General features: G+C 46.5%; 26 protein-coding genes. 21 read left to right on the top strand and 5 right to left on the bottom strand.

Annotation, left to right across the window (positions count from 1 at the left end; translation table 11 throughout):
- The first annotated feature begins 6 nt into the window (after positions 1–6).
- The 7 genes from LSG31_RS18355 to cobT all read left to right on the top strand — a co-directional run bounded on the left by LSG31_RS18355 (position 7) and on the right by cobT (position 8,311).
- Positions 7–1,104 carry a cobalt-precorrin-5B (C(1))-methyltransferase gene (locus LSG31_RS18355; protein ID WP_347439560.1) on the top strand — a complete coding sequence of 366 codons (1,098 nt, stop codon included), beginning with the start codon at positions 7–9 and terminating at the stop codon, positions 1,102–1,104.
- Positions 1,097–2,341: a precorrin-6y C5,15-methyltransferase (decarboxylating) subunit CbiE gene (cbiE, locus tag LSG31_RS18350; RefSeq protein WP_347436489.1), complete on the top strand. Its 1,245-nt coding sequence runs from the start codon at positions 1,097–1,099 to the stop codon at positions 2,339–2,341. The genes LSG31_RS18355 and cbiE overlap by 8 nt, the downstream gene beginning before the upstream one ends.
- Entirely contained in the window at positions 2,338–3,054 is a 717-nt protein-coding gene (cobI, locus tag LSG31_RS18345; RefSeq protein WP_347436488.1) for a precorrin-2 C(20)-methyltransferase, read from the top strand. Before cbiE ends, cobI begins: the two co-directional genes overlap by 4 nt.
- A complete protein-coding gene (cobM, locus tag LSG31_RS18340; RefSeq protein ID WP_347436487.1) occupies positions 3,051–3,845 on the top strand; it encodes a precorrin-4 C(11)-methyltransferase in 795 nt (264 codons plus the stop codon). The genes cobI and cobM overlap by 4 nt, the downstream gene beginning before the upstream one ends.
- A complete protein-coding gene (locus tag LSG31_RS18335; protein WP_347436486.1) occupies positions 3,838–4,923 on the top strand; it encodes a cobalt-precorrin 5A hydrolase in 1,086 nt (361 codons plus the stop codon). The genes cobM and LSG31_RS18335 overlap by 8 nt, the downstream gene beginning before the upstream one ends.
- Positions 4,924–4,954: 31 nt before the next feature.
- Positions 4,955–6,343 (top strand): cobyrinic acid a,c-diamide synthase CobB, encoded by a 1,389-nt coding sequence (locus tag LSG31_RS18330; RefSeq protein ID WP_347436485.1) that lies wholly within the window; start codon positions 4,955–4,957, stop codon positions 6,341–6,343.
- Positions 6,344–6,466: 123 nt separating this feature from the next.
- Positions 6,467–8,311 (top strand): nicotinate-nucleotide--dimethylbenzimidazole phosphoribosyltransferase, encoded by a 1,845-nt coding sequence (gene cobT / locus LSG31_RS18325; RefSeq protein WP_347436484.1) that lies wholly within the window; start codon positions 6,467–6,469, stop codon positions 8,309–8,311.
- A 50-nt stretch (positions 8,312–8,361) separates the two neighbouring features.
- Here cobT and LSG31_RS18320 read toward each other — a convergent pair whose 3' ends face one another.
- Entirely contained in the window at positions 8,362–8,763 is a 402-nt protein-coding gene (locus LSG31_RS18320) for a hypothetical protein (protein WP_347436483.1), read from the bottom strand.
- A 25-nt stretch (positions 8,764–8,788) separates the two neighbouring features.
- Positions 8,789–10,423, bottom strand: a complete 1,635-nt coding sequence (locus LSG31_RS18315; RefSeq protein ID WP_347436482.1) for a methyl-accepting chemotaxis protein — start codon at positions 10,421–10,423, stop codon at positions 8,789–8,791.
- A 133-nt stretch (positions 10,424–10,556) separates the two neighbouring features.
- Between LSG31_RS18315 and fumC the strand changes: the two genes are divergently transcribed.
- The 6 genes from fumC to LSG31_RS18285 all read left to right on the top strand — a co-directional run bounded on the left by fumC (position 10,557) and on the right by LSG31_RS18285 (position 18,476).
- The gene (gene fumC / locus LSG31_RS18310; RefSeq protein ID WP_347436481.1) at positions 10,557–11,945 is read left to right on the top strand and encodes a class II fumarate hydratase; all 1,389 of its coding nucleotides are present in this window, start codon (positions 10,557–10,559) and stop codon (positions 11,943–11,945) included.
- 198 nt (positions 11,946–12,143) lie between these two features.
- The gene (locus LSG31_RS18305; RefSeq protein WP_347436480.1) at positions 12,144–12,629 is read left to right on the top strand and encodes a C40 family peptidase; all 486 of its coding nucleotides are present in this window, start codon (positions 12,144–12,146) and stop codon (positions 12,627–12,629) included.
- A gap of 87 nt (positions 12,630–12,716) precedes the next feature.
- Positions 12,717–16,700, top strand: coding sequence for a WIAG-tail domain (locus LSG31_RS18300; protein WP_347436479.1), 3,984 nt, complete (start codon positions 12,717–12,719; stop codon positions 16,698–16,700).
- 352 nt (positions 16,701–17,052) lie between these two features.
- The gene (locus LSG31_RS18295) at positions 17,053–17,385 is read left to right on the top strand and encodes a hypothetical protein (protein WP_347436478.1); all 333 of its coding nucleotides are present in this window, start codon (positions 17,053–17,055) and stop codon (positions 17,383–17,385) included.
- A 477-nt stretch (positions 17,386–17,862) separates the two neighbouring features.
- On the top strand, positions 17,863–18,042 hold the full coding sequence (locus LSG31_RS18290) for a hypothetical protein (protein ID WP_347436477.1): 180 nt from the start codon (positions 17,863–17,865) through the stop codon (positions 18,040–18,042).
- 209 nt (positions 18,043–18,251) lie between these two features.
- Positions 18,252–18,476, top strand: coding sequence for a hypothetical protein (locus LSG31_RS18285; protein ID WP_347436476.1), 225 nt, complete (start codon positions 18,252–18,254; stop codon positions 18,474–18,476).
- 33 nt (positions 18,477–18,509) lie between these two features.
- On the opposite strand, the gene LSG31_RS18280 is transcribed toward LSG31_RS18285, so the two are convergent.
- Positions 18,510–18,701, bottom strand: a complete 192-nt coding sequence (locus LSG31_RS18280; RefSeq protein ID WP_347436475.1) for a hypothetical protein — start codon at positions 18,699–18,701, stop codon at positions 18,510–18,512.
- A gap of 203 nt (positions 18,702–18,904) precedes the next feature.
- Here LSG31_RS18280 and LSG31_RS18275 point away from each other — a divergent pair, with 203 nt between their 5' ends.
- Entirely contained in the window at positions 18,905–19,264 is a 360-nt protein-coding gene (locus LSG31_RS18275; RefSeq protein ID WP_347436474.1) for a hypothetical protein, read from the top strand.
- A gap of 55 nt (positions 19,265–19,319) precedes the next feature.
- Positions 19,320–19,712, top strand: coding sequence for a hypothetical protein (locus tag LSG31_RS18270; RefSeq protein ID WP_347436473.1), 393 nt, complete (start codon positions 19,320–19,322; stop codon positions 19,710–19,712).
- On the opposite strand, the gene LSG31_RS18265 is transcribed toward LSG31_RS18270, so the two are convergent.
- Positions 19,709–20,365 (bottom strand): PrsW family glutamic-type intramembrane protease, encoded by a 657-nt coding sequence (locus LSG31_RS18265; protein WP_347436472.1) that lies wholly within the window; start codon positions 20,363–20,365, stop codon positions 19,709–19,711. The two genes, LSG31_RS18270 and LSG31_RS18265, sit on opposite strands and share 4 nt — an antisense overlap.
- Positions 20,366–20,519: 154 nt before the next feature.
- On the opposite strand from LSG31_RS18265, the gene LSG31_RS18260 reads away from it, so the two are divergent.
- Positions 20,520–21,344 carry a DUF2797 domain-containing protein gene (locus tag LSG31_RS18260; protein WP_347436471.1) on the top strand — a complete coding sequence of 275 codons (825 nt, stop codon included), beginning with the start codon at positions 20,520–20,522 and terminating at the stop codon, positions 21,342–21,344.
- 100 nt (positions 21,345–21,444) lie between these two features.
- Here the strand turns inward: LSG31_RS18260 and LSG31_RS18255 are convergent, their stop codons facing one another.
- Positions 21,445–21,666, bottom strand: a complete 222-nt coding sequence (locus LSG31_RS18255; protein ID WP_347436470.1) for a YuzB family protein — start codon at positions 21,664–21,666, stop codon at positions 21,445–21,447.
- Positions 21,667–21,871: 205 nt separating this feature from the next.
- On the opposite strand from LSG31_RS18255, the gene LSG31_RS18250 reads away from it, so the two are divergent.
- From LSG31_RS18250 to mnmM, 5 genes are all read left to right on the top strand, one after another.
- A complete protein-coding gene (locus tag LSG31_RS18250) occupies positions 21,872–22,114 on the top strand; it encodes a hypothetical protein (RefSeq protein ID WP_347436469.1) in 243 nt (80 codons plus the stop codon).
- Positions 22,115–22,298: 184 nt separating this feature from the next.
- Positions 22,299–22,559, top strand: coding sequence for a DUF1450 domain-containing protein (locus LSG31_RS18245; protein ID WP_347436468.1), 261 nt, complete (start codon positions 22,299–22,301; stop codon positions 22,557–22,559).
- Positions 22,560–22,766: 207 nt separating this feature from the next.
- Positions 22,767–23,354: a trypsin-like peptidase domain-containing protein gene (locus LSG31_RS18240; protein WP_347436467.1), complete on the top strand. Its 588-nt coding sequence runs from the start codon at positions 22,767–22,769 to the stop codon at positions 23,352–23,354.
- A gap of 19 nt (positions 23,355–23,373) precedes the next feature.
- Positions 23,374–24,450: a tRNA modification radical SAM protein MnmL/YtqA gene (gene mnmL / locus LSG31_RS18235; protein WP_347436466.1), complete on the top strand. Its 1,077-nt coding sequence runs from the start codon at positions 23,374–23,376 to the stop codon at positions 24,448–24,450.
- Entirely contained in the window at positions 24,447–25,043 is a 597-nt protein-coding gene (mnmM, locus tag LSG31_RS18230; RefSeq protein ID WP_347436465.1) for a tRNA 5-(aminomethyl)-2-thiouridylate-methyltransferase MnmM, read from the top strand. Before mnmL ends, mnmM begins: the two co-directional genes overlap by 4 nt.
- The last annotated feature ends 53 nt before the right edge of the window (positions 25,044–25,096 follow it).

Genomic DNA, 25,096 nt, shown 5'->3' with positions numbered 1-25,096 from the left:
GGTGAAATGTTGGAAGTACCGGAAGGACCGCTGCGGCACGGCTACACCACCGGCGCCTGTGCGACCGCCTGTACGAAAAGTGCGCTATTGGCATTGATTCATCAAGAATCGTTTGCTGTGGTTGATATTTGGATTCCGGCAGGACAATCCGTGACGTTTCATATGCAGGATATCCGGTTTACAGAGGAGCAGGCAAGCGCGGCGACCATCAAAGACGGCGGCGACGATCCGGATGCGACACACGGGGCGAAAATCATAGCGACTGTGTCCTGGACAGACGATGATGCAGAGATCGACATTGACGGCGGCGTCGGCGTCGGACGCGTGACCAAGCCGGGCCTGCCGATTCCCATCGGCATGGCGGCGATTAATCCCGTACCGCGGAAAATGATTCGGGAAGTGGTGGAAGAGGTGCTGGCGGCAGCAAACATCAAGCGCGGGGTTCGTGTGGTGATCTCCGTTCCGCAAGGGGAAGAAATCGCCAAAAAAACGCTAAACGCAAGGCTCGGCATTCTCGGGGGGATCTCCATCCTGGGCACGAGAGGAATCGTAGTCCCGTTCTCCACATCATCCTACAAAGCAAGCATCGTCTATGCATTATCGGTTGCGAAAGAGCAAGGGATCCGAACGGTTGTGCTGACGACCGGCGGGCGCAGTGAAAAATACGCCATGGCGATGTATCCGGAACTGCCGGTAGAAGCATTTATTGAAATGGGCGATTTCGTCGGGTTTTCCGCCAAGCACGCCAAGCGGCTGGAAATGCAGGAGATCCGTTTCGTCGGCATGATGGGCAAATTTTCTAAAGTTGCCCAAGGAATCATGATGGTGCATGCCAAAAGTGCGCCCATCGACTTTGGATTCCTCGAGCAGATTGCACAGGAAGTGGGTGTGCCTGACCGTTTGCGCGCGCAAATCCTGGATGCCAATACAGCTTCGCAAGTCGGTGATTGGATGACGGAATGGGGATTTCCTGAATTTTTCACGCGAGTAAGCAGGTACTGTTGTGAGCAGGTGTCAGAGTACATGGGCGGTGGAGTGCGCATCGATACGAGATTGACGACTTTGAAAGGGGACTATCTGGGAGGGGCAGCAATTGATGGATAAATGGATGTATGTAATAGGAATTGGCGATGACGGTGAGCAGGGTCTGTTTCCGGAATCGATCGACAACATTCGGAATGCTGACGTTTTGGTGGGGGGAGATCGACAGCTGGCATTTTTCCCTGATTTTGCAGGGGAAAAAATCGTCTTGCGCGCTCCATTAACGAAAACGGTGGAAGAGCTGCAGGCATATCGCCAGGAACAGCGGGTGGTGGTGCTTGCTTCCGGCGACCCTTTGTTTTACGGGATCGGTTCGTATCTGGTCAAGAAGTTCGGAGCAGGAAATGTGGCTGTCTACCCCCATCTAAGCTCCATACAACTCGCGTTCGCCAGGTGTGGCGAAGCTTGGCAGGATGCCCGCATCATCAGTTTGCACGGGCGACCGATATTGGGCTTTGCGCAGAAACTCAACGGAGCGGAGAAAGCGGCTGTACTGACAGACGACAAGAACACGCCGTCAGCGATTGCGAACTATCTGTTGCAGTTTGAAATGACAGAATACGATGTGTTTGTCTGTGAAAATTTGGGGAGCGGCTCGGAGAGAACCGCTTGGTATTCCCTGAAAGACCTTGTGGATCAGGAATTTTCACCTTTAAATGTCGTGGTATTGAAGCGCAGACCCAATCAGGAGACGAAAGTGTTTCCACTGGGGATCGAAGACGGACAATTTTCCCAGCGGAAGCCGGATCGGGGGTTGATTACCAAACGGGAAATCCGGGTTTTAAGCCTCGCCGAATTGCAGTTGCCGCAACACGGCGTTCTCTGGGATATCGGAGCGTGCACAGGCTCTGTTTCGATTGAAGCGGTTCACAGCCAGCCTTGCGTGCGCGTTTTCGCAATCGAAAAAAATGCGGAAGATCTTGTGAATCTTAGGGAAAATCAAGTGAAATTCCGCGCCGATTTTGTCGCTGTCCACGGGCGGGCGCCGGACCGGTTGGACGAGTTTGACGATCCGGACGCCGTATTTATCGGCGGCAGCGGCGGAGAACTGGAGGATGTGCTGCACGTATGCGCAGTGCGGTTAAAACCGCAGGGGCGCATCGTCATCAATGCCGCCACGATTGAAACACTGTATCTTGCCCAACAAAAACTGCAGCAATTGGATTTTCATGTGTCCATTACACTCGTCCAGACGGCTCGCAGCAAGCCGATTCTGCATTTGACCCGGTTTGAAGGCATGAATCCGGTGTATTTGATTACTGCTTGGAGAACGGAGAAAGGGCAAGGTGAACAGAAATGAGCAACGACTCGATCGGAACATTATACGGCGTTGGGGTCGGACCAGGGGATCCGGAACTGATTACCGTGAAAGCATATCGTACGCTGAAAGAAGCGCCTGTGATCGCATATCCAAAAAAGCGCATGGGTGGGAAAAGCTATGCGTTAGAGATCGTGGAGTTGTATATCAATCCGAGTGAGAAAACGATGGTGGGGCTGGTTTTTCCCATGACGAAAGACCCGGCTGTATTGCAAGAACAGTGGAACAAAACGGTTGAAACGATCTGGGAACACCTTCGCCAAGGCCTTGATGTGGCTTTTGTAACAGAAGGGGATCCGATGTTGTATAGTACGTTTATTCATATGAACCGGACGCTGAAAGCAACATATCCGGAAGCGAACATCGTCTCGATTCCCGGCATTTCCTCGGTCAACGGCGCCGCTTCCAGGCTCGGGATCCCGCTTGCGGATGGGGATGAGGTGGTGGCGATCGTGCCGGCTACGGATGATCTGGCGCAAATGCGGACAGCCATAGAAACACATGATTGCGTCATTTTTTTGAAAGTGGCGAAAGTTCTGGATCATATGCTCCAAGTATTGGCGGAACTGGAATTGACCGATCAGGCGCTGGTCGCGACCAAGGTGACATCAAAAGATGAGATGGTCTGGCGCAACGTCAGGGAGCTGCGCGGCGCCGAACTCAATTATTTGACACTGATGGTGGTGAGAAAATGACATTGGCTGCAAAAGTGTATATCGTAGGCGCCGGACCGGGAGACCCGGAGTTGATTACGGTGAAAGGATTGCGAATCCTGCAGCAGGCGGACGTCGTCCTCTATACAGATAGTCTGGTCCGGGAAGAGCTGGTTCAAATGGCTTCGGAGCATGCGCAAATCTATAAAAGCGCGGGGATGGACCTGGAAGAGATCGTCCAAATCATGGCCGGACACGTGCGAGAGGGGCGCAGCGTCGCGCGCATTCATACGGGAGATCCAGCAGTCTATGGCGCCATTTTGGAACAGATGGCGCTGCTTCGAAAGGAAAATATCGAATACGAGATTATCCCGGGTGTGAGTTCCGTATTTGCATCCGCAGCGATTCTCGGCGCAGAGCTGACCATTCCCGACCTGACGCAGACACTCATTTTGACTCGCGTCGGTGGGCGCACGCCTGTGCCGGAAAGGGAACAATTGCGGTCATTGGCGGAACATCACTGTACCATCGCACTGTATCTCAGCGCCACGCTTGCCAAGAAAGCGGTGGATGATTTGTCGGCAGCCGGATGGTCGCCCGATACGCCGGTCGCTGTCGTGCAAAAGGCAACATGGCCGGAACAAAAAGTCATTCGAACAACACTTGAACATCTTGTCAGGGCGATGGGCGATGCGCATATCTCCAGCCATGCCATGATTCTTGCCGGTTGGGCGCTGGATCCTGGTTTGGCAGAAAGCACGGAACACCGTTCAAAACTCTATGACAAAACGTTTACACACAGATATCGAAAGGGAGTTGCGATGCATGACTAATCCATACGCGGTTGTCGCCATTACCAAACACGGGGTGGCGATTGCCAGGCGATTATTGGATGCTCTTTTGCAAGTCGACGTCTTTTACCCGAGCAAATTCGCCCAGGGGGATGAGCGGGAATTCGGGATTCATGTGTTTGAAGGCTCTGTCGTGCAATACGTGCCGAAACTCTTTCAATCCTATCAAGGAATCATTGGCATTGTATCCTTAGGCGCGATGGTGCGAATGATCGCTCCATTGTTAAAAGACAAAAAAACAGACCCTGCTGTCTTAGTCATCGATGATCGGGCCAACTATGTGGTCAGCGTATTGTCCGGCCACCTGGGGGGAGCCAACGACCTGACGAAACAGGTGGCCGGCGTTCTTGGAGCAATCCCTGTCATCACGACCGCATCCGATGTCGGCGAAACGCTTGCGGTCGATCTGCTGGGGCGGGAGTTCGGTTTTGAAATCGAAAATTTTGCAAAGGTTACACAAGTCAGTGCGGCCGTCGTGAACGAACAGCGTGTGCATATCATTCAGGAAGCGGGCGAGCGGAATTGGTGGAAGTACAAAAAACCACTGCCGAGCCATTTGCAGGTGTTTGAAACGTTTGAGTCGGCACGCAAGCAGCTCTTCGATGCTGCGCTTGTGATCACGCCGCGCTTGTTGACGCAAGAGGAAGAAGACACATTCCTTGCAAATGGCGTCCTGTATCGTCCGAAAGTCGTGGTCATCGGCATTGGCTGCAACAAAGGCACGTCCGCTTTGGAAATCGAGCAAGTGATTCAAACGACGTTGGCAGAAGCGGAATTGTCCATGATGAGTGTGCGCAATCTTGCCACGATCGATTTGAAAAAGGATGAGCCTGGGCTTGTGGAAGTTTGCGCGCGGCATGGTTGGAGGCTAGATACCTATACCGCTGCGGAATTGAACACGATCCCCATCCCCAATCCCTCCGACACCGTATACAAATACGTCGGTGCATATGGCGTGAGCGAGCCTTGCGCACGATTGTCTTCCGGAGCATCCGAATGGGTCGTGGAAAAAGTCAAATCCGGCAATGTAACCATATCGATCTGCCTTGTGAACGCATAATGCATCAGACTTCGAAAGAGAGGCGTCGCAAATGAAGCGACCGAGAATCGTCATCGCGGGAACAAACAGCGGTGCAGGAAAAACCACATTTACCATCGGATTGATGGCGGCATTGCAAAAAACGGGGCGGGTCGTGCAAGGATACAAAGCAGGTCCCGACTACATCGATCCCAGCTACCACACGGCCGTGACCGGGCGCCCGTCGCGGAACCTGGACAGTTGGATGCTGTCACATGACGTGGTCCGGGAAATATTCGCACGGAGCAGCCAGGATGCCGACATTTCCGTCATTGAAGGCGTCATGGGACTGTACGACGGGAAAGATCCCCTCAGCAATACAGGGAGCACAGCCGAGTTAAGCGTCTTGTTGCAAGCGCCCGTCCTGTTGGTCGTGAACGTGGCGAGTCAAGCCAGAAGCGCGGCGGCTACCGTTTTGGGATTTCAAAAACTGGATCCGCATGTGCCGATTGCCGGTGTCCTCGTCAACCGCGTGGGCAGTGTCGGCCATTACCAAATTGTCAAAGCGGCGATCGAAAAAGAATGTGGCGTTCCGGTACTGGGATATCTGCCCAAACGAATGGATATCGACATACCGGAGCGGCATTTGGGCTTGATCCCGTCGATTGAGCGGGGCGAGCTGCATCCCCTGTTTGACGCGCTGGCAGCCGCCGTTGCGGAAACGGTGGATCTGGTAAAGTTGTATGAGATCGCTTGCCAGGCACCGCCGATGCTGGCGCCGAGTGCGCGCATCTTTGTGCAAAAGCCGCATCCCGCACCTGTGAGAATTGCAGTAGCGAAAGACCGCGCGTTTAATTTTTATTATCCGGAAAATTTGGAGCTGCTGGAGTTGTATGGCGCCCAATTGCTGTATTTTCGTCCCCTTGAAGACGAAAGTATTCCGGAGGATGCGGACGGTTTCTACATCGGCGGCGGATTCCCCGAGGAATATGCGGCGCAATTAAGCGCAAATACGACAATGCTGCATGCCATTCGCAAACGAATCGGCGAAGGATTGCCGACGTTTGCCGAATGCGGCGGATACATGTTTTTGACAAACGCGATCGTGGATCGAGCAGGCCGCGAGCATCCGATGGTCGGTGTCATACCGGCAGTGGTGAAAATGCAGGAACGTCTGGCGGCGCTGGGATATCGGGAAGTGCGAGGGATGCGGAACTCCTTGCTTTTGGCGGAAGGTGAGCGAATCCGGGGACATGAGTTTCATTATTCAACCATTGAATTTCCGGGAGGCATCGACAATGCCTGCCTGCCTTATGAAGTTTCCGGCCTGCGCGGATCGAAGCAAGAGGGATACAGCAAAGGCAATTTGCTGGCAGGGTATACCCATATGCATTTTGCGTCAAATCCAGGCGCAGTCGCACGTTTTATTCAAGTCTGTGAAACATATAGAACTACAAGATAATTTCAAATGATTATCGAAAGAAAACTTGGATTCGCCAAATTGAATTTTCAAAAATATTGCGATGTTGTATCGCTTTTTCAGGATTCGAATACTTGTGCAGCGAACGCAGAGGAGTCGAAAATGGTGGACTATCAAAAGGAAATCGAAAAACGAGTCGCAAGCATTGGCAGTCTCGACCGGCATTCGATGAAACGGACGAGAGAGCGGCTGAATAACCTGACAATGCCCCTTGGCAGCCTTGGGCTCATCGAAGAATTGATCGGGAAAATCAGCGGAATCACCGGAACAACCATTCCGGTGATCGAAAAACCTGCTGCGATCATTTTTGCAGCAGACCATGGTGTTGCCGAAACTGCGGAAGTATCTCGATATGAAGCGAAAGTGACAGAAGAGATGGCTGTCAATATCTGCATGGGAACAGCTGTCAGCAGCGTGTTGGCGCGCAATGAGCAAGCGGACTTGTGCGTGGTGGATGTCGGTGTAAGGACACGTGTTCGCCATCCGAATTGCCGAATGCGCAAAGTGGCAAATGGCACAAGGGATTTTACAAAAGGCCCGGCCATGACGAAAGAGCAAGCGTATCAAGCTGTGTATGCCGGCATGGAAACAGCCGAGCAAGCAATCGAAGCAGGCCATGATCTGCTGTTGCTTGGCGAAATGGGCATCGGCAATACGACGGCATCTGCCGCCATGGTCGCGGTCATGCTGGAATTGCCGGTTGCCGATGTGGCCGGACATGGCACCGGCATTTCTGCCGACCAAGTAGCGCAGAAGCAACGAGTCGTATCAGAGGCGATCTGTGTCAACCAGCCGGTTTTGTCAGATCCTTGGGATGTGCTTGCCAAATTGGGCGGGTTTGAAATTGCTGCGCTGGCGGGTGCGATGGTTGCCGCAGCCAATCGTCGGATCCCGATTGTGCTCGACGGTTTGATCACAGGCGCGGCGGCCCTGTTGGCGGAACGGTTGAAACCTGGGATCAAGGATTTTCTCATCGCTTCACACCAATCAGCTGAACCTGCTCATTCCTATGTTTTGCAAAGCCTGGATTTACAGCCGCTCATCCAGTGGAATCTGCGTCTCGGGGAAGGCTCCGGAGGGTTATTCCTGCTTCCTGTCATCCGCAATGCCTGTAACGTATTGGCGGAAACGGCAACGTTTGCAGATGCCCGAGTGACAAATCCGCATTTGCAAAACATCCAGGAGGATCTTTTGAATAAGGAAGACGATCCTTTCGGAAATGCCACGGATGCCCGTGTTTCCCCGATTCCAAAGGATTTTACGGAAGAGGAAAGGCGAGCCGTTTACAAAGCCATCCTGGCGCGGCGGGATATCCGCGTCTTTTTGCCGGACCCGATTCCCGCAGACGTCCTCAGCCGGATTTTGCAAGCCGCTCACCATGCTCCGTCTGTCGGCTACATGCAGCCCTGGAGTTTTATCATCATCCATGATAAACAGATCTTGCAGAACATTCAGGAAGAAGTCGAACGGGAACGTGTGTCAGCAGCGGAACACTACGCAGATTTGCAAAAAGATTATTATCTTCGGCTGAAAGTCGAAGGGCTTACACAAGCGCCGCTATCGATTTGTGTAACGAATGATCCGAATCGCGGCGGGCCCCATGTATTGGGAAGAAACACGATTCCGGAAACGGATCTGATGTCCACCGCCTGCGCCATTGAAAACATCTGGCTGGCAGCGCGGGCGGAAGGAGTCGCTTTGGGCTGGGTCAGCATTTATAAAAAACAAAACATCCGGGAAATTTTGCATATGCCGGATTCCATTGATCCTGTTGCCATTTTAACGCTCGGATACACCCCTTATTTTCCGGAAATTCCCGTGTTGGAACGCGTCGGCTGGGGGCAACGGCTCGATCTGCAAACGCTGATTCACTACAATACATGGGGGGGTGGAAGTTTTTTTTCAAGCGGTCCGGTAAATGGAAAAGATCCCGTTTCACGTGACAAGTGAAGCGGGAACTTTGCATGGGATTGCCGGTTTCAGACGTATTCATGGAATGCTTATGATGTAGTTTGCTGCTGTTCGAACCGTCGAGAAAAGAAAATTAAAATCAGCCTTGGAATTAAAATCACAACAAATGCCGCCACGTCGATGGCCAAGTGTATTTCATTCGTAGACAAAAGAATCTTTCTTGCCAAAACGGTAAGCAGGACATCCATCAGTCGATTGGGAGACAATGTCCGAATCAAATCCAGGATTTCATAGATTAATACAAGTGAGAAAATATCCTCTGCAATCGTCCGGAAGTTGGCGAGAAAATGTTCGGGATGGATGATAATTTCGCCCCACTTTATGACAAATCCGATGACTCCGATAAACAAAGTGAGCAGAATCAAGGCGACGATCATCCAACGAATATACAGCAACAATCGGCGTCCGAACCGTGAAATTTTTTGCTCCATATGTACTCCTTTTCAGTGACTTGATTTATTGGGCAGTTTCCATTTTGAATGATTCGACGGTAGTTTGTAAAGAGTTTGACATGTTTGCCAGCATTTCAGAAGATACGCTGATTTCTTCCATTGATGTATGCGTTTGTTCTGCACTTGACGTTGCCTCTTGTGTTTTCACGGAGATTTGCTCGGCTGCCTGAACGACAGATTGAATCGCGCTCATCATGGATTCTGTATTTGCTGACATATGTTTGATCGTCATTACCGAGTTTTGAATTTGATGATCCACTTCTACCACCATTTTCAGCAGTTCGTCAAACGCCTCGCGAGCTTTATACGTAGCGTTCAATCCCTGACTTGCCTGTGCAGCGCTGTCGGAAATTCTCATAATGACTTGGTCAGTTTCCGTCTGAATTTCTTGAATCATGTCGGCAATTTGCTGGGTGGCTGCATTTGATTGTTCTGCCAGCTTCCTGACTTCATTTGCCACGACGGAAAATCCCCGCCCTTGTTCTCCTGCGCGCGCTGCTTCAATGGCAGCATTTAAAGCCAGCAAATTTGTCTGGTTTGCAATATTTGTTATGATGTCGATAATACTCCCGATCTGTTGTGTTCGTTCGCCAAGGGATTGAATCAAATTCACGGAAGCATGTACCGTTTCATTTGCCGATTCGATTTGGTGAATGGCGTCTGCAATGATCGATTTTCCATTCTTGGCTACATTGGCGGAAGTTGTAGCCGCTCCTGTTACGATATCACTGTTTTGTGCCATGGTATGAATGGATTCTGAGATCGTTTCAATCATTTGCGAAGTATGATATGTATGTGTTAACTGCCCCTGCGCCCGCTTGGCGATTTCCTGTACGTTCACGGCTATTTTTTCGCTTGCCAGCATGGATTCATCGGAATTCGCCGCCAGCCGCTGCGACGTTGCCGCCACTTGTTGGGACGCGTTGGAAATTTGCTGAATAAGTGCGGCCACGTTATGAACCATTCTTCGGAATGCCTGAGTCAACTGGCCGATCTCATCATTTCTTGGTTGATCGGATTCGATTGCGATATCCAACTGTCCCAAAGCCAGACTTTCTGCGAGGTTCGTTAATTTTGCCAAAGGCCGCTTTACAATCCGTTGAATGAAAACGGAAATAAAAATAAAAGATAGCAACATGATTCCAATCCCCATGCCGATAATTGTCCACAGATGTGTGCGTAATTTTACCAGTTCGTCTTTAAACGAATATACGATGCCGACGGAATATTTCGTACTCCCGGGAACAAGCAAAGGCGCAGTCACATCAATGCTGTTGGCATTGACCAATACGATTGGCCGATTCGTTTTTACAGCTTGGAAATCTTCCTTGGCCGCCTTTTGACCGAGTTGCTTTTGATCAATGGCCGCAATGATGGATGCATGCCCGTCAAGACGATACATGGACAATTCTTTTACATTGGGTTCGTTTTTCTTGACTTGCATGACCAAGTCTTGCAAATTCGTCAGATCTTCGTGTTTCATGGATGCATTTAATGTGTGAACAACGGAGAGCGCCCGATCTTTTTCCAAATCGATAATCATGGAACGGCTGCGTTCGTAGCTGAATCCAAGCGACACAAACAGGATCAACAAAGTCAAACAACTAAATAACAGGATGATTTTTCTTGATAGAGACATAGTTCCACCACCTATATACATTTTGTAGAAATGATTGATAAAACTAACCAAAGTAAGGACGACCGGAGTATATGCATTGGTTCGTTTCATTTCTCAAACACAAAAATAATAATATTTTAGGGGGATGTATAACATGCAATACAGAATGGAACACGATACGATGGGCGAGATTCAAGTAGCGGCTGACAAATTATGGGGAGCGCAGACACAGCGGAGCAGCCAAAATTTTAGGATTGGAACCGAACGGATGCCGCTGGAAGTGATCCGGGCGTTTGCGATTTTGAAAAAAGGCGCCGCTCTCGCCAATCAAAAGCTGGGCAGACTCGCACCGGATAAGGCGACTGCCATTGTAAAAGCGGCGGAAGAAATTTTGGCCGGCGAACTTGATGATCATTTCCCGCTTGTCGTTTGGCAAACGGGAAGCGGAACACAATCCAACATGAATGTCAATGAAGTGATTGCACACCGGGGAAATCAATGGCTGGAACAAAACGGCAGTCAAAGCCGCATTCATCCTAACGATGATGTGAATATGTCGCAAAGTTCCAATGACACGTTTCCTACCGCCATGCACATCGCTGGGGTTCTCGCCATCGAAGACCAGGTATTGCCGTCCTTGTTCAAATTACAAGAGACGTTCCGCCAAAAGATGGAGGATTTTGACGATATCATTAAAATCGGACGAACGCATTTACAAGATGCAACACCGTTGACCCTCGGGCAAGAAGTCAGCGGCTGGCATCGCATGTTAGAGAAATGTAAGCAGATGTTGCAAACAAGTGTTCAATCGATGAAGGATCTTGCCATCGGGGGAACCGCTGTAGGCACCGGGCTGAATACACATTCGGCATTCGGAAACATGGCGGCGGAAGAAATCAGCGCCATAACAGGCAAACCATTTGTTTCTGCAGCCAATAAGTTTCATGCATTGACAAGCCATGATGACATCGTGTACGTCCATGGTGCGCTCAAAGCATTGGCAGCAGATCTGATGAAAATCGCCAATGATGTCAGATGGCTTGCCAGCGGCCCTCGTTGCGGCATTGGGGAGATTGCGATTCCCGCAAATGAACCGGGCAGCTCGATTATGCCGGGGAAAGTGAATCCGACGCAAAGTGAAGCGTTAACGATGGTTGTTTGCCAAGTACTGGGAAATGATATGACCATCGGATTTGCTGCGAGCCAGGGCAACTTTGAACTAAACGTATTTAAACCAGTGATTATCTACAATTTTCTTCAATCGGCGAGACTTCTCGCTGATGCCATGAGATCTTTTGATGATCATTGCGCCATCGGAATCGAACCCAATCGTGATGTCATCAATCGTCACCTGAATGATTCACTCATGCTGGTAACTGCCCTGAATCCGTATATCGGGTACGAAAAGGCTGCAACGATCGCAAAGCTTGCCTATAAAGAAGGCATTACGTTAAAAGCGGCAGCTGTAAAAAGCGGCTTATTAACCGGGCAAGAGTTTGATCAGATGGTTCGACCGGAGGCGATGATTCATCCTAAGGAGTAGCAATTGTTATACGAATTACAAAACAAGCCAGTCAATCGAGTGGCTTGCCTTGTTTGTGGAAATTGTACATTTGCTATATCGACAATCCACATAAAAACATATAGTTTAACGAATGCTTTTACTATACAAATACGTACCAAACCACTCTGAGACGAATTCCGAAAAGCATTCCCAATACTGATTACGAGGTGTGATTGTATGGAATGGCAGGCTGACGATTTTATAGTGGTTCGTGGTGCAAATTTGAAATTAGAACTTGGGGATTTGATATTTGTTCGCAGAGCCAGATGGATTCAATGGCTCACAAAAAGCAAATATCAGTATGTATCGATGTACATCGGTTGTGGAAGGGTTTTAGAAGCTCAATGGTTGCAAAACTTGTGCTATCGATTTCTTTCCGCTTACAAGGAAGAATATGATGTATATCGTTACAATGACGTATTGAATGATTTTCAAAAGGGCCGAATTTTGTTTTTCTTACGTTCCTATATCAGAAATCCATTCGATACGTCGAATGTATTTGCCCGCTTCTTTTACTATATGCTGAGGCAGAAGAAATCCTATCGATTTCTTTGCGCAAGGTTTGTCAGAGACGCTTATACATTCGCAGGTTTGACTATGCCGGAAGACGAAGTGCTGCCGGAAGATTTGGCTGGCAGTGAGTATTTTCATCAAGTGAATTAGCGAAATGGAATCATAACTTCCCAATCACACCTGAACTGGGTAGGTGAATATCATACATGGATAAAATGTATGGGAAGGATGAGAAGTGTGTTGCAAAAGAAAAAACGGAAATCCGGTTCGATTGCCAAACGCATGCCGAAAAAAACGAATCAACCGTCGTTGGCGGAATGGTTGACTGCAGAGATAGAGAATGAATTGGAAGATGCGGATGACGATTTTGACGAAGAGGACGAACAGGAAAGTTTTGAAAGCAAAAAGCAAGAGCAGTTGAATCTTGTGGCTGGTTCGAATCTTGCGCAAAAAGCAGCAAAGGAAGAGAGCAAAGAGACAAAAAAAGATGTGGAAACCAACTTGGATGTTGTTGACAATCGGCAACAATCAAACATCTCCCATGATTTGCCGGCGCAGCTTCATCTTGTGGAAGGCACCAATTCACAAAAAGATACAAAGAAAGAGATCGGGGCGACGAATAAACACACAGAAATCTATTTGGACGCGGCAGATCATCAACAGCTATTTAAGATTCCTGATAAAATTCCAGACCAACATAAATCGCTTCGATCTGAAAGAGAAAAAGAGAAGAAAACCGGGTTTATTTTTACGGATGATCTTGTGGATCAAACGATTACAGGAGAAAAAATTGCAAACCGGACGATTACCGGTGAAAAAATTAAACAGGACAGCATAGATACCGATGCAATAGCGGATTACGCGATTCAATCGATAAAATTAGCCGATCATAGTGTCACGGCAAGGAAGGTCGCAGTTGCGAGCATCGAGGAAGAGCATCTCGTCGATTCCGCCATCACCGGAAGAAAAATCAGGGATCGTTCCATATCCGGATCGAAATTGGAAAACAGCAGCATCACATCAGATAAATTAGCGGATAAAATATTAGACGCAGCCAAAATCGCCGAGGGAGCGATCGAATCGAAGCATCTTCACAAAGAAGTGGTTACAACAGAACTCATTCAAGACCAAGCGGTGACAGGGAATAAGATTCGAAGCGGAACCATCCAGGCAAACCATTTGGAACACGGCTGCATCGTTACGGCAAAGATCGGCGAAGGAGCGGTTACCACAGAGAAGTTGAGAGATGCTGCGGTAACAGAGGAAAAGTTGGCGGAACAATCAGTGGGTACCGAACAGTTAAAGCCTTTGTCAATAACAAATTATCATTTAAACGAGCAGGCGGTTCGTTCACATCATATCGCCAATCATTCTGTAACATCTGATCATCTCGTTTTGTCTGTGATCGAAACAAAGCATATCGGCAATCAAACCGTTACAACAGAGAAATTGGCGGATTTCGCTGTTACAGATGAAAAATTAGCCATGGAGTCAGTGAAAAATTATCATCTTGCCGATTTGACAATCACGTCTGATAAAATTGACAATCTCGCCATAACTACAGATAAACTGGATAATTTATCCGTAACAATGGAGAAATTGGCCATCTCGGCTGTCCACCAACATAATCTTGCCGATGCTTCCGTAACCGGCGAAAAGATTTCACGATCAACTGTAGAAGCGAAACACATTGTACATCATGCGATTCAGACGGATCACATTCAAGAAAAAGCAATAACAAACAAGCTTTTGCAAGAACGATCCATTACTTCGGAAAAAATTTTGGAAGCTTCCATCAATGGCGCGCATATTCAAAATAAATCGGTTCAATCCCAACATTTATGCCCAAACAGCATAGATTCCGAGCATATTGCAAAAAAAGCTGTGCAAGCGGAGCATCTTGCCAATGCGTCTGTCGGTGTAGAGCAATTGGCAGATCAGGCTGTACGGGCGGAAAAATTGGCGAAAGATTCGGTGCGGCATGAACACCTGACGAATCAAGCGGTCGGAACACAACATATCCAAGATGAAGCAGTCAGAACGGAACATTTGGCACGGGGGTCAGTCGGAGCAAGTCAATTGGCGCCGGAATCCGTACACTTTGAACATTTGTCAAAACACGCAATTGATTCAGACAACATTCGGGAACATGCCATTCACACGAGACATATCGCAGACGGATCCATTACAGCAGAAAAACTTCAAACGGGTTCCATCGAAACATGGCATCTATCCGATCACGCGATTGCATCTGATCATATTCGCGAGCAAGCCATACAGACCCGGCATATCCAAGATCGTGCAATCACAAATAAACAGTTGGACGCAAATTCAGTTGGAGAAGAACAGATTCAAGAAGCATCCGTTGGTTTGGCACACTTAAAAGAACGGGCCGTTCAAACGATGCATCTGAATGATCATGTGATTACAACGGCAAAACTGGCCTCAGAATCTGTATCAACAGATAAATTGATCGATTTTTCCGTTACAAGTGAAAAGCTCGCGGATCAAGTCATTACATCTTCCAAATTAGCCAACGAATCAATCAAACAGCAGCATCTGTCGAATGGAGCCATTTCGGGTGAAAAAATCGCAGATGCCGCAATACAGGCACATCACATTCAACAATACTCGATTGGACCGGAACATTTTCAGCCACAGATCATTACAACGGATCACTTTCAAAATGGTTCTGTCGTTACAGAAAAACTTGCTGCAGAATCTGTAACGAGTGATAAAATCAGTCAGTTTGCCATCACAGGCAAACATATTGCTGCCGAATCAATCACGGATCTGCATTTACAGACGGAAGCAGTCAAAACGCAGCACATACAAAATCAAGGGATTACAACGGATAAAATACAAGACTTTTCCATTACTCCGGAAAAGCTGGCAGACCAGTCGATACAATCATCAAAAATTGCGGACGAGGCAATAAAAAAACATCATTTGGCAGATGGAATCGTAACAGCAGGAAAGATAGCGGATCAGGCGATCCAAGCAAGCCATATTGACAGCGGATCGGTAACCGAAGAACATTTGCAGGATCAATCTGTATCGGAAGCCAAACTTCAAGATGAATCGGTGACAAACACAAAACTTGCCGCAAAATCCGTAACAAGCGACAAGCTAAGTACAGAGGCCGTTACGGGCAGACACATTCAAACAGAGGCTGTCGAAGCAAAACATCTAAAAGCAGAAGCGATTCGAACGGAACATCTCGCAGATGTTTCAGTTACAACCAGCAAATTGGCGGATCAGTCGGTAGACGGGCAAAAACTTAAGGCTGTGTCGGTCACGTCAGAGCATTTGCTGGACAATTGTATCACAAGTGAAAAATTGCAGCCTGCCGTTATTCAAGCTTGTCACATAAAGGACGATGCTGTAACAACAAATCATGTAACGGATGCAGCGATTGGCAGCAGGCATATTCAGGCAAACGCGATCCAAAGCGATCATATCAACACAGGAGCGGTAGGCGGACATCATCTGCAAGAAGGTTCCATAACATCGGAAAAATTTGCAGATTGCGCGATCGACGGTTCGAAGTTGAAACCTGATTCGATTTTGACGGAACATTTGACGGATGAGTCGATTTCAGGTGAAAAATTAAAACAGAACAGCATTTGCGAACAGCATATTCAAAGATTTGCAATCTCGACAAATCATTTGCAGGACGAATTGATCACGAACACCAAACTTGCGCCTCGCAGCATTACGAGTGAAAAATTAAGCAAAGAGATTATTGATGCCAAACACATTCAGCCGGAAGCGATTCAATCGGCACATATAAGCCCAGGTGCGATCAAACCCTATCATTTGGATCCTGAATGTTTGTCCATACTCAAGTATTCTCAGAAAGAGACAGATGTGAAGCTGCTTTCGTCGAATGAACCATACCTTTCAGCCGTTGACGAAACAATGCCGGTTCCAACTACAAAAGCAATCGTAAACGTAAACCCTCTGCAGAAATTCGGCGTGACGCCATTTCAGATTCCGAATATGGCGGAATCGAGGGATGTTGCGATTGAATTTGCAGAACCGTTTGCAAGTTCAAATTATGTGATTGTTGCGATGACGAATCATCCGAATTGTTATGCAGTATTGAAAGGGCAAACGCAAGAAGCGGCAACCATTACAGTATCTCGAAGGAAAAATTTTGAAGAAATAAACGGCTTTTTATCTTGGATTGCGATTGGTGCAAACCAGCCAGAATGCTAGCGCCAAAAATGGCACACACAAAAAGAGCCCATTCGCGGGCTCTTTTATGTTGACGGTGCGACTTCTTCAGAAACATTTGAATGTGTCAAGGCACACCCCTCCAGTTTCTTTAGCCGTTAAAAATGTGTCAATTCCACTTGACGTGTTCATCACACATCCCCCCAGCCATGAGGAAGTTTGTTTCCGTCTTTCCTAATATGACCGAACATCAAAAGATTTATACATAGCATTCTTCAAATCTTGATTTATTCATGCATTTCGGATATGATTGTAATTCGTCAACAGTGGCAAACTGGCGATTGGAATGGATGAATTCCATGGATACATGAAAAAATAAGGAGAAGGGACGCAGATGAGAAAAAAATATCTTAACATCGTGATTTCTTTAGCCTTGCTGATTGCAGCGGTATTTGCTGTCAAGGGTTTATTTTTCAAAAAGACGATATCGGCAAATGAAATATATATTCTATCACAAAATTACCAGACGCTAAGTACAGAAAAGCATACGTACACATTTGCAGGTACGGCTGAATTTAAAAACATTCAAACGGATCAAAAAGAAATTGGCGAAACGCAAAGCGGCGATAAAGTATACGAGGTAAAAGGGGATACCTCTCATAAAACGGTTGAAGTCGTCTTGAATAAAGACAATCCTCCGCACTTGATTTATACGATGAAGTCATAAAGCGGAATTTAGAATGAATTTGCTTTCTGACATTGAATGGTTGTATTGGAAAAAAGCCGATTTGAATGCGTTTGACAAGAGACCAACCAGTTAGGCAAACTGGCTGGTCTTTTTCTTTTTCGCTATTCCATTAACAAGTTAAGCAGCGCCTGCTCCCATTGCACCAGGGACTAACAAGAAAAACAGCACGAAGATGATTAAGAATACGATCGCCCAATGTGTATATCCGCCAAATGTACCGAACATAATCATTTCTCCCTTCTAGGTTAGATGAAATATCTTATGTTTTAGGTTTTTATCTGGAAGGGCATTTACCTAGTCTCCGTATTTTTACGCCATAGCCTATTCTGATATTTGGATTCGGTTTACGTACACACATTGGCAAGCCTGTTTGTCTGCAATACTCTCATAGGAATGACTTTCGTTTATAGCGATTCTATTAGTTTATGAATATTGTAGAGTAAGGGTGAATGTAAAGTGATCATGTATGCGGTTGTTTTTTTGGACGATCAGCTAGAAGGAACTGTTATCTGGAATGAGTATATTGGTACAGATTATGAAGTGGTCAAAGTATATTTGAATGAAGAAAAATTTTACAAGGTTGAAATGTGGAGAGATGGACAATTGCTGCAGGAATTTTATCGAGAGCACCATTGATTGTCTCATTTCCGATAAAAGGATAAAGATGATTGGGGCTGACGGACGGGCGCTTTCCGTGCTTATGGGAAAGCATGGCATCTTTACGGTGGGGAGAGATGCTGATGAGAAGCGGGTGTATCGAAAAAATTTTCCAGATGACGAACGAAATGGATACACCCATAGTCTTTTTCTATATACTTTATCATACGTTGAGGTGTGTCAGGCAAATGAGCAAAAAACTATTTGAAGAAATTACAAAACGTGTGAATGAAATGAAAGAAGAAGAAGCGAAAGATCTGCTTGCAACTTTATTTGCCATTCTTGCCAGTGAAGGATATTGCGGGAAATCGAACAAACAAGTATTTGAGGAAATTAAAAGTATTTTTGAAAAAACCATTGCATATCCCTATTTATCAACGATACATGAATCATCAGACGCGTCGGACGTGTAATTGACCTTTATTGACCCTTCTTGTGCCAAGCCGTTAATTTGTGATAATTCGAATGCGCCGAATGGATGCAAGAGGCAGTATATATTCTTGATCTTTGCATGTAATACGAATCAGGCCACTCGTAGAATCGAACTCTGTAATGATTCCGATAAAAAAATCGTAATCGGTTCCTTTTGCATACATAATGTCAACTTTTTGCTTTTCTTGTATGAGTTTTTCAAACACATGACTCACCTCCGGAGTTTCTGTATATTCCTATTGTATGAAACGAATCGATCCGTGTTATTCGGATTGATATTTGATTTGGATGCCCGCCACACGGGCTTTTTTTATGCTATGATAGGGTTGAAAACTTCATGACAATGATTTGATTGATCAGAGTGGGGATTTCAAACAGGTTTGATACAGGGATAAAGAGGGATAGAAACATGAAATATGTTCTGATAACGGAAGCAAGCAGGAAAGCAAAAGCTGCCCGCAACGTATATGAATCTTTGCGGCACCATCGCAATCGCAAACTGACAGGGGAAGAAATGGTGGCCGAGTATGCGGTGAAAGACGGAATTCTGGTCCGCCAGGAAGATAAATACCGAATTTTAAATTTGCGGATTCACGATGAGTATTTAAGCCCTTTTATGAAAACAGATATGAATTTATTCCAGATGCTCATGATGGATGACAAGGCAGATATGCGCATGTACCGTGCGGAAAACGGCTGGATGCTGGTGTTTGAAGGAGTTCCGGCAGGTCCCAAGCCTTTCGGTTCGCAAGGCCACGATATGCGATAGACAAATATTCGATAAACAAATATTCGAGAAACAGATGAATAAAGGACAATCGGACATGAGAAACTCAAAACGATTCACCGGACCTTTTTTTCGCACGATCGGGTTTCCCTTCGTTCGCAACATTTGGTCATCAAGGATTGTCAACTGGTTTGGTTCCACACAAGATCCGAACATTTGGAATGCTTGTACGATAGCGGTGCGGCAAGCGCGAACACTGGATGAACTCCTTGCGAAGTTGATTGCACTCGGACAAGAGTACGAAATGTCAGCCAGTATGGCGCTTACCGCAAAACAAAAGGAAACATACGAAGCGTATTTGCGGGCGGCTGGCAGATGTTATCGATTTGCGTTTCAATATACACGGAACGAGCAAATAAAAAACCGAATGCAACGGGCAAGCGAGGAAATTGACCGTCGTTTGCAAATGACCGGCAACTTGTTTTCCTAAACCAGCACTTCCCGCTGTAATTGACGTACGCGGGCGGCGCTTAACAGAATCAGATATGTCAGATATCCGGTTAATGCAAGATTGCCCCAGAATCCATCGATCATTGCAAATGAATCATATATGCCATGATATAAAGCAGGGACAAGGTAAGCGGTATACATGGGACTTTTTCCTTGTTTTACACGGGTAAAGTGGTATCCCATTGAAATTCCAAAAAACATGTGTGCCGGGACGGCCGTGACAGATCGCAAAAAAGCTGTCGATAAACCGTAACTTGTCACATACATGAGATTCTCTACCATCGCAAAGCCCAGGGCGATGGCGACTGCGTATACAATTCCGTCAATGGGCTCGTCAAATTCTTTATGCAAGAAAACACCTCTGTGAAAAATACCTGCTTTTAAAAACTCTTCGACCATGCCGGCGACAAAAAATGCGGTTAGCAGAATGGTATAGAGGCCATCATTTCCGTGGATGAAATGCGTAATCAAAAGCCAACGTTCAATCAGACCTGCGGGAAACACAATGACTGCACCCAACACAAATAAACGCAAAACCTGGTGTTTTGGTTCCGGATGAAGTTTGTCCCGCGTATAGATCCATATCATTAAAACAATTGCCGGTGCAATCGCACTATATATCAGAATACTCAAAGGTATCCCTCCTGTGCTTATTTTTCTTTTTCACTAGTTTACCCCAACAGCCGCGTTGCTCTGCATCGAGGCGGCTGCCATTTCCTGCACAGCTTTGCAAGAAAATATGATACACTACTCGTAAACAACCTCGTATATAGAAAGGGAACAGCGAATGCAGAAGATAGGATTTTTAAAAGCAATGATGCACCTTCCGGAAACTCCGGTTCAATATTCTTTACTCTTGGATGATCAGATCATTCCCATGAATGAATGGATCGGACACCATGTCCAATTTGTTTTTCACGGTCAACGGTCTTGTATCGCATGTGGCAGAAATGTGAAAAAATTATACAATAGCGGCTATTGTTATCCATGTTTTACATCGTTGGCAGAATGTGACTTATGCATTGTAAAACCACATGAGTGTCATTTTGATCAAGGGACATGCAGAGACGAATCGTTTGCCATGAGCCATTGTATGGTTCCTCATTATGTATATCTGGCATTCAGCAACCATGTGAAGGTTGGCTTAACGCGTAAAAGCCGCTATATGGCGCGTTGGATGGATCAAGGCGCCATTCAAGCCATACCGATTGCCGAATTGCCGACACGCAAAATGGCCGGTGAATTGGAAGTATCGATCAGCCAACATATTCCTGATAAAACCGATTGGAGAAAAATGTTAAAAGGCGATTTTGCGGATGTGGACCTTCTGGAAACACTTGCGCATGTGAAAACAATTGTACCTGCAGAATTCCAGCCGTATTTGCTGTCGGAAGAGCAGATTTACGAGTTTACGTACCCGTTGTTGGAACAAATTGATAAGGTGAAATCATTAAGCTTTGATAAGCTGGAGAGCCTGGAAGGAAGGCTGATCGGCATTAAGGGACAGTACCTGCTGCTTGATACGGGTGTACTTAATATTAAAAAACATGCGGGATATAAAGTAGAAATTCGATTTGAAAAAATCCAAGTCGAAGAATCTTCCGCTTCGTAGGGGAATTTATTGCCGGTTGGGAGTCGTAATATTAAGTAAGTCATTATGTAAAGTAAGATGAAATGAGCCGGCGGTTCCGCAATCGGCTCATTTTTATCTGCTATTGCACGAGTTCCTCTTCAATCTGTTTGCGTATCTGTGCAAGGAGGAGTTCAGGCGAATCGGCCGTCAGCATTTCACCATTTACATACGCAAAAGGTGTTTCCGCACAAATGGAACAATTGCTTAAACAGGATGTTTTCAGAACGGAAACTCCCGGATATTCTTGTTCAAGAGCCTCGATATCCAGCAGGCATATTGGATTGATGTCACAAACTTCCACAAGTACAATACCGATTGGAATTCACCTCATTATAGTACAAGAAAAAGGAATGTCCTTACGATACACCATACAACATCATTTCGTCAAAACAGCATCAAATGATATGTCTTTATCGGAAAAATCCGAGTATCTGTTGCATCCCTTGGTTACTCTATAACTACAAATTTTGCAGGTATCGTCAGAGTAACGTTTAGGAGTGGTGGAAATGGATGTGATTTGTCCGATATGCAACGGGCTTCAAACGTTGGAAACAACTTGTCCAAGGTGTCTGGAACAGTTGCAGAATATGGGTCCCGTTATTGATTGGTTGGGTCCATACGCCCCTTATGAAAACGATTGGATCCTTAAGGTTAAGGGAAATATGGAGAATGCCGTCTGTGTGCATTTATTCAGTTGCGGGAGATGCGGATACGATATCAGAATTCCGATTGCAGCAATGCAAGCGTAACAAATTTGCGGTAGATGTTCCCAGTTGCATTTGCAGGCGTTTCCTAATGGATGTTTCCATATGAAGCAAACGCGATTGGACAGGGATGTATACAAGTCGTAAGAAACTCGCTGAATGAAAGAGACATTTTTTGCAGAATGATGTACTATTATGGGGAGAAGAATTTGACAAGGGGATGTAATCGGTGTCAGTCATTTCAATAAAAATGTGCAAGAAAAATATGGAGAAATTTTCCCAGCCTGTTTATGATTTATTACAAAAAGAGTATCCGAATCAACCGATTGAAGTGGAAGATTGTGTAGGGCAGGAATTCTGCGGCATATGTTCCGATGTGCCGTTTTTGTTGCGGAATAATGCGATTATCCACGGTCGGGATGCCAGGGATTTGTATTATAAAGTACTAAAAGGTATGGAATACTTGAAACCCGAACAGGAGCAATCGTAAGGAATCCAATCCGACCGTAACGGGTCGGTTTTTTATTGAACGATTCCTTGATGAAGCCAAGTTTGCTCTGGGTGTTTGCCCTATAGGACATTCGTGTACTCACTAAACGGCAGGCAAAAGGAATACCATAGTACTACGTAATACTAGAAAGTCAGGAACGACACGCTTGAAATGAGTGTGATGCCATTGTCAGCGGGGTGAGATACGGTGAAAACCAATCGTTCAAAACAATCCCAAGGGAACCAAGCAACAAAAACGCCTGCTGGAAGAAAAAGAAAGCCAATCTTTGGAGGATTTGCAACGAGTTTCGCCGACATTGTCGATCGGTACAAAGAAGCGGTTGTCAATATAGAAGTCATGCAAAAATCGGAACGTACGTTTGCTGGCAATCGTCCCTCAAGTCCGTGGGAGCTATTTTTTTCCACGCCCAGACAAGAGCAGCAAGCACGTCCTCAAGCCATGAATATTGGCACAGGCTTTGTCTTTCACGAGGATGGATATATTCTGACGAATGAACATGTGATACATGGCTCGGAAGATGTCAAGCTGCGATTGTACGATGTGAAAAAAACGGTATCTGCAAAAGTGGTAGCGACCAATTATGATCTTGATTTGGCGATTCTAAAAGCAAAAATTCCAAAGCGAACCGTGATTTTGCCGCTTGGCCATTCGAAAGACATACGAGTCGGAGAATGGGTATTGGCAATTGGGAATCCAATGGGAACAATTTGTCACACAATGTTTGTTGCAGATTCTACCTTTATTTGGAGAAACCATCAAGTTGCAGTAGCATGAGAGGCTGTGGTGAAAAAGAATGAACCTATGGGGCGATAAACGATATCACACATGGAATTTTGATTTGCGAAAACAGTTTGGCGGAAAAGTATTTAAAGTGCCTTTGGATGCCGGTTTTACCTGCCCCAATCGGGATGGTACAGTTGCTTTTGGCGGCTGTACGTTTTGCAGTGCACGAGGCTCCGGTGATTTTGCAGGATCCCGTCGGCGCAATCTTGTTCAGCAATTTGAAGATGTGCGCGGAACATTGCATAAAAAGTGGCCAAAAGCCAAGTATATCGCATACTTTCAAGCATTTAGCAATACGTACGCACCAGTCGAAGAATTGCGGGAGATGTATGAAGCGGTGTTGGCGCTGCCGGATGTAATCGGGATCTCGATTGCCACAAGACCGGATTGTCTGCCGGGAGATGTTCTCGACTTGTTGGCAGAGTTGCATACACGTACATTTCTCATAGTAGAATTGGGATTGCAAACCGTTCATGAGCAAACGTCCAAACGTATCAACCGGGCACATGATACACCGACGTTTTTGGCTGGTTTATTCGAATTAAAGAAACGCGGAATCCAGACTTGCACGCACATGATCTATGGACTGCCCGGCGAGACGGATGAAATGATGATGCAGACGGCAGAAATTGTTGCTATGCTTCCGACAGAAGGCGTAAAGCTGCATTTGTTGCACGTGTTGCATGGAACCCCATTGGCAAACGAATATATAGAGGGAAAATTCGAACTTTTGACAAAAGAACGGTACATTCAGTTAATTTGTGATACGTTGGAAATTTTGCCGCCTGCGATGGCGATTCATCGATTGACAGGAGATGGACCGCCAGAGACGTTGTTAGGACCATTCTGGAGCCGTAAAAAATGGGAAGTGTTGAATGGGATTGACGAAGAATTAAAGCGCAGGGACTCTTGGCAAGGAAAATTTTATAATGGAATTTGCCGCGATCACCCAAAAGATTGGGGAGATGTTGATTTTCATGCCGTTCAAGCGAGTATCGGTGGCGGCCTTAGGGCCAAATATCCGGTATTTGTTCCGCATGGCGTCGCACATCGTTTTCAGAATGCGATGAAAGGTGATTTGACATGAACCCCTTGATCTTGCAGCCGATCCTACATTTCACACATACTCTGGTACGGCAGGCATTTGCACAGGCACCAAAGGATGTACCGCGGTTTGCCATCGATGTTACGGTCGGCAACGGGCATGATACGGTTTTTTTGGCAGAACATGTAGGATCAAAGGGATGTGTAGTCGGCTGTGATGTGCAAACGCAAGCGTTATATACAACAACTGCCGTATTGCAGCAAAAAAAAATATCTTCCCGTGTCCAATTGCATCAGATTTCCCACGATTGTCTGCACACGTTGCTCGATCCATCTTGGCAGGGACAAGTCACGGCAATTATGGGCAATCTGGGATATTTGCCCCGCAGCGATAAATCGATCCTGACGCGTGCGGAGACGACAATTCCCATGATTGAGACATTGCTTCCGTATTTGCGGCAACATGGAATCATGGCGATGGTAGCGTATCTGGGCCACGAGGGCGGACAAGCAGAGGCTGACGCAGTAAACGATTATGTGAAACGGTTGCCGATGGCAGAATATCGCGTTCTCTCGTATACATTTGTCAATCCATCCGGCGTTCCTCCTGTTCTTTATGCTATAGAAAAGGTTTGAGGGGGATCATCTTTAAGAGCGTGTTCAAAAAGGCTCTGTGCAGGGGCAGGTGC

Origin of the sequence: Fodinisporobacter ferrooxydans, from assembly GCF_022818495.1 — a bacterium.
GTDB classification, from domain to species: domain Bacteria; phylum Bacillota; class Bacilli; order Tumebacillales; family MYW30-H2; genus Fodinisporobacter; species Fodinisporobacter ferrooxydans.
The sequence above is the reverse complement of the archived record's forward strand: the minus strand, read 5'-3'. Positions and strand labels throughout refer to the sequence as shown.